Annotated in this window: 11 protein-coding genes; all 11 read right to left on the minus strand. The window is 70.2% G+C overall.

Annotation, left to right across the window (positions count from 1 at the left end; genetic code table 11):
* Nucleotides 1-222: 222 nt before the first annotated feature.
* Complete coding sequence (locus ACFYMC_RS17690; RefSeq protein ID WP_388525590.1) at nucleotides 223-1,278, minus strand: ADP-ribosylglycohydrolase family protein; 1,056 nt, start codon at nucleotides 1,276-1,278, stop codon at nucleotides 223-225.
* A complete protein-coding gene (locus tag ACFYMC_RS17695) occupies nucleotides 1,275-2,045 on the minus strand; it encodes an NUDIX domain-containing protein (protein WP_388525593.1) in 771 nt (256 codons plus the stop codon). Before ACFYMC_RS17695 ends, ACFYMC_RS17690 begins: the two co-directional genes overlap by 4 nt.
* Nucleotides 2,046-2,458: 413 nt before the next feature.
* Nucleotides 2,459-3,595, minus strand: a complete 1,137-nt coding sequence (locus tag ACFYMC_RS17700) for a pseudouridine synthase (RefSeq protein WP_388525596.1) — start codon at nucleotides 3,593-3,595, stop codon at nucleotides 2,459-2,461.
* Nucleotides 3,595-4,236 (minus strand): SMC-Scp complex subunit ScpB, encoded by a 642-nt coding sequence (gene scpB, locus ACFYMC_RS17705; RefSeq protein ID WP_388525599.1) that lies wholly within the window; start codon nucleotides 4,234-4,236, stop codon nucleotides 3,595-3,597. The genes ACFYMC_RS17700 and scpB overlap by 1 nt, the downstream gene beginning before the upstream one ends.
* Nucleotides 4,233-5,258: a segregation and condensation protein A gene (locus tag ACFYMC_RS17710; RefSeq protein WP_388525602.1), complete on the minus strand. Its 1,026-nt coding sequence runs from the start codon at nucleotides 5,256-5,258 to the stop codon at nucleotides 4,233-4,235. The genes scpB and ACFYMC_RS17710 overlap by 4 nt, the downstream gene beginning before the upstream one ends.
* Before the next feature lie 72 nt (nucleotides 5,259-5,330).
* On the minus strand, nucleotides 5,331-5,861 hold the full coding sequence (locus ACFYMC_RS17715; RefSeq protein ID WP_388525605.1) for a hypothetical protein: 531 nt from the start codon (nucleotides 5,859-5,861) through the stop codon (nucleotides 5,331-5,333).
* A complete protein-coding gene (locus ACFYMC_RS17720) occupies nucleotides 5,846-7,006 on the minus strand; it encodes a ParA family protein (RefSeq protein ID WP_388525608.1) in 1,161 nt (386 codons plus the stop codon). Before ACFYMC_RS17720 ends, ACFYMC_RS17715 begins: the two co-directional genes overlap by 16 nt.
* Before the next feature lie 348 nt (nucleotides 7,007-7,354).
* A complete protein-coding gene (gene ald, locus ACFYMC_RS17725; protein ID WP_388525611.1) occupies nucleotides 7,355-8,470 on the minus strand; it encodes an alanine dehydrogenase in 1,116 nt (371 codons plus the stop codon).
* A gap of 144 nt (nucleotides 8,471-8,614) precedes the next feature.
* Complete coding sequence (locus ACFYMC_RS17730) at nucleotides 8,615-10,675, minus strand: tetratricopeptide repeat protein (protein WP_388525677.1); 2,061 nt, start codon at nucleotides 10,673-10,675, stop codon at nucleotides 8,615-8,617.
* Between the two features lie 682 nt (nucleotides 10,676-11,357).
* Nucleotides 11,358-11,984 carry an NUDIX domain-containing protein gene (locus tag ACFYMC_RS17735; RefSeq protein WP_388525614.1) on the minus strand — a complete coding sequence of 209 codons (627 nt, stop codon included), beginning with the start codon at nucleotides 11,982-11,984 and terminating at the stop codon, nucleotides 11,358-11,360.
* Between the two features lie 147 nt (nucleotides 11,985-12,131).
* Nucleotides 12,132-13,784, minus strand: coding sequence for a CTP synthase (locus ACFYMC_RS17740; protein ID WP_388525617.1), 1,653 nt, complete (start codon nucleotides 13,782-13,784; stop codon nucleotides 12,132-12,134).
* Nucleotides 13,785-14,085 lie beyond the last annotated feature (301 nt).

Here is a 14,085-nt window from a genome sequence, read left to right on the forward strand (position 1 = left end):
CCCCACGGTCAGCGCAGCCGGGCCCGTCCGACCTGCGGGTGCCGACCCACGGACGCTTGCAGAGATCGCGGCCGGGCAGCACTCCAAGACACTCCGCGCCCCTCCAGGGACAGTCGCACGGCCGCCAGAGGGCCGCTTGCACGCCGCGGGCGGCCGTCGGTCCGAGGCCGTGTCCCGGCAGCCGCTCGGACCGGGCGGACGGTCAGCGGATGCAACGCCGTATCAGGCGTCCCACCGGGCTCCCAGCTCCCGCAGTTCACCACCGTGCTCGACCCGATCCGCCCAACTCACCGGCCAGGCCCGGGATCCGAGATGGGCGCCGGCGGACGCGCCGGCGAGGCAGGCGATGGAGTCCGAGTCACCACTCGTGCAAGCCGCCCGGCGCAGGGCGGTCAGCGGCTCCTCGGGGAAGAGGAGGAAGCACAGCAGGCTGGTGGCGAGGGCTTCCTCGGCCACCCACCCTTCGCCGGTGGCCAGGCAGGGGTCGGTCTCCGGGGAGGGGCGGCGCAGAGCGGCGGCGAGGCGGTCGAGGGCAACGAGGCAGTCATCCCAGCCACGGCTGATGAAGGAGACCGGGTCCGGGTCCTGGGCTTGGGTCCACAGGTCCGACAACCAGTACTCGTCGTAGCGTTCCCGGTTCTCCAGCGCGTAGGAACGCAACCGCCCCACCAGACCGGTCGGTTCGGTGCCCTTGGCCAACAGGTGGACCGCGTGTGCGGTGAGGTCGGAAGCGGCCAGCGCGGTGGGGTGCCCGTGCGTCAGGGCGGACTGCAGCTGGGCCGCACCCGCCCGCTGTTCCGCGTCCAGACCAGGCATCAGGCCGATCGGTGCGACCCGCATGTTGGCACCGCATCCCTTGGAGCCGACCTGGCTGGCGAGCTGCCAGGGGCGGCCGTCGTCGAGGAGGTCACAAGCCCGTAGACAGGTGGCGCCCGGAGCCCGGTTGTTCTCCGGGGAGTGGTACCAATCCACGAACTCCTCGCGCAGCGGCGGTACCAGGGCGCCGGGGACGAGCGGGCCCCGCTCCGTCGCCCGGCGCAGGGCGCGCGCCAACGCGAGGGTCATCTGGGTGTCATCGGTGATCACTGCGGGCGTCGGGAGGGCCATGGTGCGCCAGGGGCCGCACTTCGCCAAGATCGCCGGTACGTCGTTGAACTCCGTGGGGAATCCGAGGGCATCGCCTAGGGCCAGCCCTATGAGCGAGCCGGCGGCGGCGCCCTTGGCTGGGGCGCTCGGCGGCGTGTCCGGGGGCTTTGCGGAGGAGGCGGTGGAGGTCATCGGGGTTGTCCTTCCGGTCGGGGGCGTAGCAGGGGCGGCTGAAGCGCCGTGGCGGGGCCCGCTCGGTAGACCGCGGCCGGTTTCCCCCGGCCACCGGTGAGGCGTGCGGGCCCGGCGACCGGTTCGACGAAGCCGGAGGTGGCGAGCACCTTGCGACGGAAGTTGGGCCGGTCGAGGGGGGTTCCCCAGACGGTCTCGTAAACCTGCTGGAGCTCCCCGAGGGTGAACTCGGGCGGGCAGAAGGCGGTGGCGAGGCAGCTGTACTCGATCTTCGCCCCGATGCGGTCCCGGGCTTCGGCGAGGATCTGGTCGTGGTCGAAGGCGAGCGGCAGCACTGCCGACGCCCCGGGGAGGCGCGGCCCCTCGGGGCCTAGGGGGACCCACTGTGCGTGTGCGGCATCGGATCCGCCCCGGGGCTCGGGGAGGTCGGGGACCAGCGCGGTATGAGCCACGGACACCACCCGCATCCGCGGATCCCGATCGGGTTCGCTGAAGGTGCGCAGCTGTTCCAGGTGGAGGGTCCGCACGGCGTCCGGCGAGATCCCGGTCTCCTCCGCGAGTTCCCGCCGGGCGGCCGTGTGGGCCGACTCACGAGCGCGGACGAACCCCCCGGGCAGCGCCCAGTCGCCGGCGTAGGGCTCCTCGGCTCGGCGGATCAAGAGGGCGTGCAGAGTGCCGCTGCGAATGGTGAACACGGCCAGGTCGACGGTCACGGCGAAGGGCTCGTAGTCGTGCGGGTCGTAGTTCAAGGGCCTGGCTGAGCTCATCGCTCCCCCTGGTTCTGGTCGTTCGGGCCGGCAGCACGCACCGTGGCACACCCCGGCCCGTTCTCTGGATGAGCCCCATCTTTATGGTCACCCTGACCATAAAACTTTCCCCACTACGCCACAAGCCCTCCGACGACTCCGGGGCACCGGCCGGGCCACCTCGGGCTTGGGCCAACGCGCGCCCCGCCACACCGTGACCAGCTGCGCACACGAAGGGAGCCCGCAGCGTCGAAACGCTGCGGGCTCCGAGAGGGCAGGCGAACAACCCCCTCCGGCTGCGACCGAGAACTCTCCAGGCGCGTGGATGCACGTCACGTCACAGGCGATACCGCAATGTCATAGAGCACCTTCACACCTCTTGAGATGCCCGGGCTCATTCACCGAGCCGAGCACCACGGCCCGTAGGAACTGGCTCAGAGGCCGACCTCCCGCATCAGCATCCCGACCTCAGTGTTGGTCAGACGGCGCAGCCAGCCCGACTTCTGGTCCCCGAGCGCGATCGGACCGAAGGCCGTCCGGACCAGCTTGTCCACGGGGAACCCAGCCTCCGCGAGCATCCGCCGCACGATGTGCTTGCGCCCCTCGTGCAGGACGACCTCGACCAGGTAGTTCTTGCCGGTCTGCTCCACCACCCGGAAGTGGTCGGCACGGGCGTAGCCGTCCTCCAGCTGGATGCCGTCCTTCAGGCGCTTGCCCACCTCACGCGGCAACGGACCCTGGATCGCGGCCAGGTAGGTCTTCTGCACCCCGTACTTGGGGTGAGTCAGCCGATGGGCGAGCTCACCGTGGTTGGTGAGCAAGATGATGCCCTCGGTCTCCGTGTCGAGACGACCGACGTGGAAGAGGCGCGTCTCACGGTTGGTGACGTAGTCACCAAGGCACTGGCGGCCGTCCGGGTCCTCCATCGTGGAGACCACACCGGCCGGCTTGTTCAGGGCGAAGAACAGGTACGACTGGGTGGCCACGGTCAGGCCGTCGACCTTGATCTCGTCCTTCTCCGGGTCGACCCGCATGCCCTGCTCCAGGACGATCTCGCCGTTGACCTCGACCCGGGCCTGCTCGATCAGCTCCTCACAGGCACGCCGCGAGCCCATACCGGCCCTGGCCAGGACCTTCTGGAGCCGCTCGCCCTCCTGCTCGGCACCCACGCTCTTGGCCTGCGGCCTACCGGCGTAACGCTCCCGGTTGCGCTCCTCGATCCGGGCGTCGTACTCACGCGGCCGAGCCGGCTGACCGCCGGAGCGGCCCGCTGCCTGGCCCCGGCGGGGGGCACCGCCCTTGCCGCCCTGCGGCGCCTTGGGGCCGCCCTTGGCGCCGCCACGGGCGGCCGAGCCCCGGGCGCCGCCGGCGCGGCTGCCACCGGCCGGGCGACCACGCTCCTCGCCCTCGCCGCCCACGTCGTAGCGGCGCTCCTCAGGGCGGGGACGGCGCGGGCGCTGCCCCTGCTTGTCGTCGCGCGGGTTGCCCGCGCCGCGGTGGTTGCCCCGCCCGCCGCCGGAGTCCCCGCGTCCGCCGCCGTTGTTCCTGCTGCCGCTGCCGCTGCTTCGCATCAAAGTTCCGTCTTGTCGTCTTCGTCGGTGTCCGGTGCGTCCGGATCGAACGACGGGACGCCTTCCTGCGTCTCGGCCTCGATCGCGTCCGCTTCCGGGAGGAAGGGGGCGAGCTCGGGGAGCTCGTCCAGGCCCCGAAGGCCCATCCGCTCCAGAAAGTAGTTCGTCGTCCTGTACAGGATCGCACCTGTTTCGGGTTCCGTCCCCGCCTCCGCTACCAGACCGCGCTGGAGGAGGGTCCGCATGACACCGTCACAGTTCACCCCGCGCACCGCGGAGACCCGGGATCGACTCACCGGCTGCCGGTAAGCGACGACGGCGAGGGTCTCCAGTGCAGCCTGAGTCAGTCGGGCCTGCTGGCCATCCAGTACGAAGGCTTCCACGGCCGAGGCGTACGCCGGGCGGGTGTAGAAGCGCCAGCCGCCGGCGACCTGCCGAAGCTCGAAGCCGCGCCCGTGGGCGGTGTACTCCTCGGCCAACTCGTGCAGGGCCTCGGCCACCGCAGGGCGGGGACGGGCCAGCACCCGTGCCAGGTGGTCTTCGGTAGCCGGCTCGTCGACCACCATCAGTACGGCTTCCAGGGCCGGCTTGAGCTCCGGCCGCGCCGTCCGTTGCGGTGCCCGGCCCTCGTCTGCGCTCATCGTCCGTCCTCCTCACCGACCACCTGGTCGAACTCGTCCGTGACGGCCGGCAGAGCATCCTGCAGACCACTCCAGCGCACCAGGAGGGGCCCCAGCGCCTCTTCCTGCTCCAGGGCGACCGCTCGCTCCCGATAGAGCTCCAGCAGGGCCAGGAAGCGGGCCACCACGGTCAGGACGTCCGGCGCGTCCTCGGTCAGCTCCTGGAAACTCACCTCCCCGGCTTCGCGTAGCCGGTTCACCACCACCGCGGCCTGTTCTCGGACGCTGACCAACGGGGCGTGGATGTGGTCGATGTAGACCTGGGGCTCGGCCCGCGGCTGCATGGCCAAGGCAGCCAGGTCGGCCAGGCCCCGCGCGCCGATGCTCAGGACCACTTCGGGGAGCAGTTCGGCGTGGTGCGGCTCCAGTCCCACCGTGCGCGGGTACCGCAGCCCCTCCTCGGCCAGCCGGTCGCCGAAGATGCCTGCGATCTGCTTGTACGCCCGGTACTGCAGCAGCCGGGCGAAGAGGAGGTCGCGCGCCTCCAGCAGTGCCAGGTCCGCCTCGTCCTCGACTTCGGCGGCGGGCAGCAGCCGGGCGGCCTTGAGGTCGAGCAGCGTGGCTGCCACCACCAGGAACTCGGTCGTCTGATCGAGGTCCACGTCGGGGCCCATGGCCTTCAGGTGAGCCATGAACTCGTTGGTGACCTGCGACAGCGCCACCTCGGTGACATCCAACCGGTGCCGTGAGATGAGCTGCAGGAGCAGGTCGAAGGGGCCCTCGAAGTTGGCCAACCGGACGGTGAAGCGCCCGTCGCCCTCCGCCACCGGTGCTGGCTCGACGTCTGGTGTCCGTGCCCGCGGCCGGTCCGCTTCGGGGGACGGTGTTGTGGGGTGCGTCCGCGGCCTCGCCGGCCCCCCGCAGCCGTGCTCCGCCTGGGTCGGGGCAAGCTCCGCCTCCGGCCCCGGGCCGCGCGGGCCGCGACCCAGCGGGCGGCGGCTGCGGGACGCGGGCCGAGCGGGTCGGTCGTCGGTGGGTGGCATGGAGGTCCTGGGGCGGGGCTACGGGGCCGGGTGCGGCCGGTACGGACCGGCAGGCTATCGGCCGGGGGCGGTTCAGCGCCCGCGCAACCGCCGCACAAGGATGCTCGCGTCACCGCGGGATTCGAGGTCGGCCAGCACCACCGCGACCGCCTCGCGGACGATCCGGCCCCGGTCGACGGCGAGGCCGTGCTCACCGCGCAGGACCAGGCGCGCGTGTTCGAGGTCCATCAGTTCCTCGGCCGAGACATAGACCGTGATCTTCTCGTCGTGCCGCTCCCGCCCGCTCGGGCGCCGGTTGGCGCCCCTGCCCCGGCGGCGCCCGCCGCCCGGTCCGGCGACCGGCGCGGTGGGGGCAGAACCTTCCTGCGCCCGCCTCGGTGGTGTCACGGCGGGGCCGCGGTCGCTCGGGCGCGCTTCCTCGGGTCCGTCTTGCCCCTCGCCCGGCTCCGGCGCGCCCGCAGGGTGCTCAGACGTACGGCTGCCAACCGCCTCGACCGAGTCGGACTCCCCCGACGCCCGGCGGGGCGCCGGCGAGGGCAGGGCCATTCCCCCGGTGGTACGGAACAGTTCGTCGGCTCCGGGCAGACTCACTCGGCGTGACACCGGGCGAGCACCTCCCTGGCGAGCTGGCGGTAGGCGGCGGCGCCGACGGAGTTGGAGGCGTAGGTGGTGATCGGCTCACCGGCGACCGTGGTCTCCGGGAAGCGCACGGTACGGCCGATGACCGTGTGGTAGACGTGGTCGTCGAAAGCCTCGACCACCCGCGCCAGGACCTCACGGCTGTGGACCGTACGGGAGTCGTACATCGTGGCGAGGATGCCGTCGAGCTCCAGCTCGGGGTTGAGGCGCTCCTGGACCTTCTCGATGGTCTCGGTCAGCAGGGCCACGCCGCGCAGTGCGAAGAACTCGCACTCCAACGGCACGATCACCTTGTGAGCGGCCGTCAGGGCGTTGACGGTCAGCAGGCCGAGCGAGGGCTGACAGTCGATCACGATGTAGTCGTAGTCGGCCACCAGGGGCTTCAACGCCCTCTGGAGCGTGGACTCGCGGGCGACCTCGCTCACCAACTGCACTTCGGCAGCGGAGAGGTCGATGTTGCTCGGCAGCAAGTCCATGTTGGGCACTGCGGTCTTGAGTAGTACCTCGTCGGCGGACATCCCCCGCTCCATGAGCAGGTTGTAGACCGTCAGGTCCAGCTCCATGGGGTTCACTCCGAGCCCGACGGACAGAGCGCCCTGCGGGTCGAAGTCGACGAGCAGGACACGGCGTCCGTACTCGGCGAGCGCGGCACCCAGGTTGATGGTCGACGTGGTCTTGCCCACGCCGCCCTTCTGGTTGCACATCGCGATGATCTTTGCCGGGCCGTGGCCGGTCAGCGGGCCCGGGATCGGGAAGTACGGCAGTGGCCGTCCGGTCGGGCCGATCCGCTCACGGCGCTGGCGGGCAGCGTCGGGGGCGAGAGTGGCCGCGTACTCGGGGTCGGGCTCGTACTCGGCGTCAGGGTCGTAGAAGTGCCCCTCGGGCACCTCGTCGTAGTCGGCGAAACCGGTGGGCTCTCGGCCGCTCAGGTCGCCGGCCATGGAGTTCACGTGTGGGCCGTCCATGCTCTTCTGGGGCGTCGTCATGTGCTGGTGGTTTGCGAAGGTGCGGACTGCGACGGAGCCGACAGCTTCGAGCCCTGCGGGGCTCTGGCCCCGCACAGGCGTGTCCGCTTGACCACCTCCAGGAGTAAATGTCGACTCATTCACAAGTCGTCTTACCTCCTTGATGCGGCCAGGACACTTAATCGATAGGTCAGCGTGGCACCATGCCGACGGTTGGCGACTCTATGGCGTGTCACCGGTCCGCAGCAACACAATCGGCCGGACGCGGCCCGATGTGTCGGCAACGGAACACCTCCCTGTCAAGGGCGCGCGGGCCGCCTCTGGGAGGTTTCGAGAGTTCGCGAATCGGTTAAAGGGTTACGTTCGAGGCGAGTTGAGCGGGTCCGGGCCAGCACCGATACGCGTCCGGCCGGACCTCACAGGAGCGAGGTCCGGCCGGACGCGTGAGATTGACGTCAGCCGTTGACGCAATCGTTTTTTCAGGCGGGCGGGTCAGCCGAGCAGGCTGCTCAGCTCGACGGTCTCCAGGCCGTGCGCCTCGGCGACGGGGCCGTAAACCACTTGACCCTCGTGGGTGTTGAGGCCCTTCGCCAGGGCGGGGTCACGACGCAGCGCCTCGACCCAGCCGAGGTTCGCGAGCTGCACGATGTAGGGCAGCGTGGCGTTGGTCAGCGCATAGGTGGAGGTGTTGGGCACCGCACCCGGCATATTGGCCACGCAGTAGAAGACCGAGTTGTGGATCTGGAAGGTCGGCTCGGCGTGCGTGGTGGGGCGGGAGTCCTCGAAGCAACCGCCCTGGTCGATGGCGATGTCGACAAGGACACTTCCGGGCTTCATCCGGGAGACGAGCTCGTTGGTGACCAACTTGGGCGCCTTCGCACCCGGGATCAAGACCGCGCCGATCACCAGGTCGGCCTCGATGACGGCCTTCTCCAGCTCGTAGGCATTGGAGACAATCGTCTTGATCTTCGTACCGAAGATCTTGCCCGCCTCGCGGAGCTTGTTGATGTCACGGTCGAGCAGGGTCACGTGGAAGCCCATGCCGATGGCGATCTGCGCGGCGTTCCAGCCGGAGACGCCACCACCGATGACCACGGCCTCACCGGCGTGGGTGCCGGGAACACCGCCCGGAAGCACCCCACGACCCCCGGCCGACCGCATCAGGTGGTACGCGCCGACCTGCGGGGCGAGGCGGCCTGCCACCTCGGACATCGGGGCGAGAAGGGGGAGCGCGCGACTGGCGAGCTCGACCGTCTCGTAGGCGATGGCGGTGGTGCCGGACTGCAGCAGCGCGTCCGTGCACTCCCGAGAGGCGGCCAGGTGGAGGTAGGTGAAGAGGGTCTGGTCCTTGCGGAGGCGGTGGTACTCCTCCGCGATCGGCTCCTTCACCTTGAGCAGCAGGTCGGCGGTGGCCCAGACCTCGTCGGCGGTGGGCAGGATCTGAGCGCCGGCCGACACGTACTCGGCGTCCGTGATCGACGAGCCGACGCCGGCGTTCTGCTCGACGAAGACCTGGTGGCCGTTGCGGACGAGCTCGTGCACACCGGCAGGGGTGATGGCCACCCGGAACTCGTTGTTCTTGACCTCGCGGGGGATGCCGACCTTCATCGTCGATCACGGTCCTTGACTCAGGGGAAAAGAGGGCAATGCCATACATACCCACTACCGAGGGTACGCATCAGGACATACCGCGAGCGACCGCGGCAGAGCCAGTCTAATGAAGGATTTCCACCTGTCTAGCCTTACAAACCTTCAATCTTCTGCGGAACCACTACGGATTTCGCAGGCCGAAAGCTCCTCCCCCAGCAATCGATCAGCTGCTGCACGGTGCAATCGGGCGGCAGCGGGATCGCCGAGCCTGTCCAGGGTGTCCGCGAGCCGCAATTCGAGCGCCGCCTGCAAACGCACGTCACCGGCGGTGCGCGCGAGGTCCACCGCGGCTCGGCAGGTATGGAGGGACTCCGTGGGCCGCCCCGCGTACTCCTGCACCCGGGCCATCTCACTCAACGCCCTTGCGTGCCCCGGCACATCGGCCAACTTTCGATGGCCGGCCGCCGCTGCGCGCCAGGCACGCAGCGCGTCTCCGTAACGTCCGGCGTAGGTGAGCACGGTGGCCAGTCGGCCGTACAGGCGCGCCTCGTCCTGCCGCTCTCCTCGGGCCAGCCGCTGGGTGAGCGCCCTGCCGTACCAGTCGGCGGCCCGCTGCCAGTCACCGAGCTCCTGGTAGGTGCCGCCCACGGATTCCATCGCCCGGCCGGTGGCGTAGGGGTCATTGGCCTCGCGTCCGGCGTCCAGCGCAGCCCGGTAACGTTCCAGGGCGATCTCCGTACGACCGGTACGGGCATCAAGGTCAGCGAGGTTCAGCAGCGCCGCGGCGCGTTCACGGTGCAGGCCGCGACGCTCGGCCACCCCCAGGACCAGATCGTGCAGACCGTACAGTTCCGGCGCCGCTGCCTCCGTGCCCCGGTGCGCCGCCAGCGCCCTGACCAGGGCGGCCACCAGACGGCGGGCCAGGGTGTCCAACTCGCCGTCGGCCACCGCGAGGACTGCGGAGGCCGTCAGCGCATCCAGACGGAACTCCAACCAGGCCGCGGCGGACTCGGCATCGGCAAAACGCAGCGCGCGGGGGAGCCCGGCGAGCTTGTCCCGGGTCGGCGAGTCCTCGGGGTCGGTGATCGCACGGCAGGACTGGAGCAGCCGCACCGTCCGCTCCAGGAGCCTGGCCCCTGCCAACTGCAGTTCGGCCGGACGCTCCTTGGCCTCCATCAGCGCTCTCAAGGGCTCGACGAGACAGCCCGGCAGAAGGTACAGGGGGTCGTCCTCTTGCGCCGCGCACGCCTGCTGCTGCCGGCGCAGCAGGCCCAGGGCGGCGAACTCCTCCAAGGTGGTGCGCGCCGTCGCCACCGAACTACCCGCCAGGGCGGAGGCGGTGTGCGCGTCGACGAGGCCAGCAGGGGCGAGCGGCAGCAGACGCAGGGTCCGCTGGGAGGGTTGTGGCAAGCTCTCGTAGACCAGGTGGAAGGTGCGGACCAGGGGGCTGCGCGATGCGGGCATGTCATGGAGCTTCTTCGCGACGTCGGCCACGGCGGCTTTGGGGTGCGCGGCGAGCCAACCGCCGGCCAGGGTGAGTGCGGCCGGCTGCCCGCCGCACTCCTCAGCGAGTGCCTCGGCGGCTCGGGGGTCCACGGTGATCCTTACCGAGCCCGTCAGGGCGGAGAGGAACTGCACCGCCGACGGACCGTCCAGGCCTCCGACCGTGCAGGGGCGGACGTCCGGAATACCGGTCAACGGGCCGTCGGCGGTAGCCAGGACCAAGCACTCCGGGGCATCGGGGATCAGCGGATCCACCTGCTCGGCGTCCGCTGCGTCGTCCAAGAGCAACAGGACTCGGCGGTGGGCGAGCTCCGTGCGAAGCATGCTGGTCAGATCCTCGGCGTGGGCGCCGGGTGGGGTGGGCAGGCCCAGCGTGGAAAGGAGCGAGCGAGCGACACGCTCCGCGGGGACCCGGACCCCGCCGGGCGCGGTCAACCGTGCGCAGAGGACCCCGTCGGGATAGCGCGGGGCGAGTTCCCTGGCCAGTTCCTCGGCCAGGGCCGTCCGTCCTGATCCGGGCTTGCCGGCCACCAACAGGACACGCGCCCGGGGCGACTTGCGGCCCGCGAGAGTGTTGAGCCCGGTTCCGGCGATGTCTTCGTGGAGGTCGCGCAGTTCCCTTCGACGACCGACGAAGGGCCGCCCGTCGCTCTGGCGGACCTTAGGCACCGTGAGGGGCCGACCGGCAGGTGGGCCCTCCGTCGTGGGCCGCTCGGTGATCGGCCCGGACAGGGAGGGGGCGACCAGGCCCGCACCGGGCGCCGGCGCACGAGCCGCCCGGTCGGCGGCGAGCCGGGGCGCCGAGGGGGGTACTTCGACTTGATCCCGGGGCTCCCCGGCGGCAGGGGTGGGGTCTCGCTGCTCCTGCGTCGCCTGGGCGAGTCCAGCGATGGCGTCCCCGGCCACTTCGGGCCCTTCGGCGAGGAGCGCGGGGGTGTTCGGGGCCGCTGTCGCGAGCGTCGGCCCGGGCGTTTCGTCGCCAGCGGGCCCGGCGCCGGAGGGCTCGGCCACCGCGCCGGTCGCAGGCACCAACCGCGCGGTGCCGGCGGCCGTGACCGTGGCGGCATCGGGTGGACAGGACTGCGCTGCCTCGCCCGCTGCCGGTTCGTCCTCGGCCGGTTCCGGCCGGGAAACAACGGACGTGTCGATCGGTTCGCCGGCTTCAGGCTCGGTCTTGGCGGACCGCGCCTGATCGGCGGACCCCGAGGGGCCGATCGGGCCATTGGTGTCCAGGGCCTGGTCCGTCACGGCCCACGCTCCTTCCCCTGCAGCGCCAGAGCCCGCCGGGGGCCCGGTCGGGAAAACCGAGCGTAGTTCACGCAGAGCGACGAACCGTGTGGAGCGTGGCGGACACATCGCCCAATCGGATCAGCCGATGGTCACACCGCCGATGAAGAGGGTGCTAGGCCTCGTATGGGCGCGCCGGCCAGGGGGCCAGGGCCGGCCGCAAAGCCTCCACACCCTCACCGCCGCGCGCGGCGGCCAGCGCCAGCACACCCACGGCAAGGCAGTTGTTGTGGATCTCGCCACCAAGCACCGCGCGGACCAGATCGACCAGCGGGACGCGCGCCAACTCCATGTCGGCCTCCTCCTGCGAGACCTCGAAACGCTCGCCCTCGGCCTCGGAGAGGTTACGGGCGAGATAGATCCGTACGGCCTCGTCCGTACCCCCAGGCGAGGTGAACACGTCAACCAGCACCCGCCAGTCCTCGGCCTCGACGTGCGCCTCCTCGTACAACTCCCGCTGGACCGCATGCAGCGGGTTCTCCCCCGGCACGTCCAACAGGCCGGCTGGAATCTCCCACAACTTGTGGCGCACCGGATGACGGTACTGCTTGAGCACCAGCACCCGGTCCTCCTCGTCCAGGGCCACCACGGCCACCGAACCCGGGTGCACCTGGTAGTCACGACGGGCGACGCTGCCGTCAGGCATCACCACGTCCTCCGAACGCACGGAGGTCTTGGCTCCACGGAACGGCGTCACCGACGCCGTGACCTGCCAGGCCTCGGCCGTGTCCTTGATCTGCATGGCACACCTTTCGGAGAACATCACGCGAAACAGCCGGGACCTGACCCACGGTCCACGAACGGAAGGGCTCACCGGCCGCGCTCGCGCGGTCCGGCGAACCCTTCCGGCTCACAGCCCCATCGAGTCCCGGTTGCCCACCGTATCCGGCTACTTGGCGGCGCGTTGGCGCTCCACGGCCGCCTTCACCAGACCGGCGAACAGCGGGTGCGGACGGGTCGGACGCGAGCGCAGCTCCGGGTGGGCCTGGGTGGCCACCAGGTAGGGGTGCACCTCGCGCGGGTACTCGACGTACTCCACCAGCTTGTTGTCCGGAGAAGTGCCGGAGAACAGGATCCCGGCCTTCTTCTCCAGCTCCGAGCGGTACGCGTTGTTGACCTCGTAGCGGTGACGGTGGCGCTCCTCCACGTACGGCTGGTCGCCGTAGACCTCGCGCACGATGGATCCCTCGGCGAGCTTGGCCGGGTACATGCCCAGCCGCATCGTGCCGCCCATGTCACCTTCGCCAGCAACGATGTCCAACTGCTCGGCCATCGTGGAGATCACCGGATGGCCGGTGCCGGCGTCGAACTCGGTGGAGTTCGCGTCCCGGATGCCACACAGGTTGCGCGCGGCCTCGATGACCACGCACTGCAGGCCCAGGCACAGGCCCAGCAGCGGAACCTTGTTCTCCCGGGCGAAGGTGATCGCGCCGACCTTGCCGTTCACTCCACGGTCCCCGAAGCCACCGGGGATGCAGATCGCGTCCACGTCGGCGAGCTGTCGGGCCGCGTCGGCCGGCGTCCTGCACTCGTCGGAGGTGACCCACTTGACCTTGACGCGGGCCTTGTTGGCGAACCCACCGGCACGCAGGGCCTCCGTCACCGACAGGTAGGCGTCCGGAAGGTCGATGTACTTGCCGACCAGTGCGACGGTGACCTCGTGGTCAGGGTTGTGGACCCGGTCCAGGAGGTCTTCCCAGACCGTCCAGTTCACGTCGCGGAACGGCAGGTCGAGCTTGCGCACCACATAGGCGTCGAGTCCCTCGGTGTGCAGCACCTTCGGGATGTCGTAGATCGACTTCGCGTCGATGGCGGCGACCACCGCGGCCTCGTCCACGTCGCACATCAGCGAGATCTTGCGCTTGATGGAGGTGGGCACCTCACGGTCGGCCCGCAGCACGATCGCGTCCGGCTGGATACCGATGTTCCGCAGCGCCGCGACCGAGTGCTGGGTCGGCTTGGTCTTCAGCTCGCCGGAGGGGCCGATGTAGGGCAGCAGCGAGATGTGCACGACGAAAACGTTGTCTCGGCCGACTTCGTGGCGCACCTGGCGGACGGTCTCCAGGAAGGGCAGCGACTCGATGTCGCCGACCGTCCCCCCGACCTCCGTGATGACCACGTCGACGTCGTCGGTCGCCATCCGTCGGATGCGGTGCTTGATCTCGTTGGTGATGTGCGGGATGACCTGCACGGTGTCACCGAGGTACTCGCCGCGGCGCTCCTTGGCGATCACGGTGGAGTAGACCTGGCCGGTGGTGACGTTCGCCGAGCCGTCGAGGTCCACGTCGAGGAAACGCTCGTAGTGGCCGATGTCCAGGTCGGTCTCGGCACCGTCGTTGGTGACGAAGACCTCGCCGTGCTGGAACGGGTTCATCGTGCCAGGATCGACGTTGAGGTACGGGTCGAGCTTCTGCATCGTGACCCGAAGACCGCGCGCCTTGAGGAGCGCACCCAGGCTGGAGGCCGTGAGGCCCTTGCCGAGGGAGGAAGCGACACCTCCGGTGACGAAGATGTGCTTGGTCGTCATGGATTTGGGCGGCATCGCCAAGAGGGGGCTCCCGTGGTCGCTGAGTTGAAGTGCGTCCAGCGCCTGCCCGGGGTGTTTCGGGGGGTGCCGTCGCTGCGGTTTCGGGGCCCCTGGATTTCACAGGCCGACCACCGGTCCACGGGGTACCAGCCTATCAGCGACCCGGACAGTGCGCTTCCTGCCCAGTGGGCGGCACGCCGGTACCCTCGGGGCGATCGCACAGTCGATCATCCGCTGTGGGCCCACCCGATCGGTGGAGTCGCAGTTGCCCGGACACTCCTGTAGATCACTAGGGTGCGACGTATCCTGCTCGGAC

Source organism: Streptomyces sp. NPDC006879, assembly GCF_042869595.1.
Taxonomy (GTDB): Bacteria; Actinomycetota; Actinomycetes; order Streptomycetales; family Streptomycetaceae; genus Streptomyces.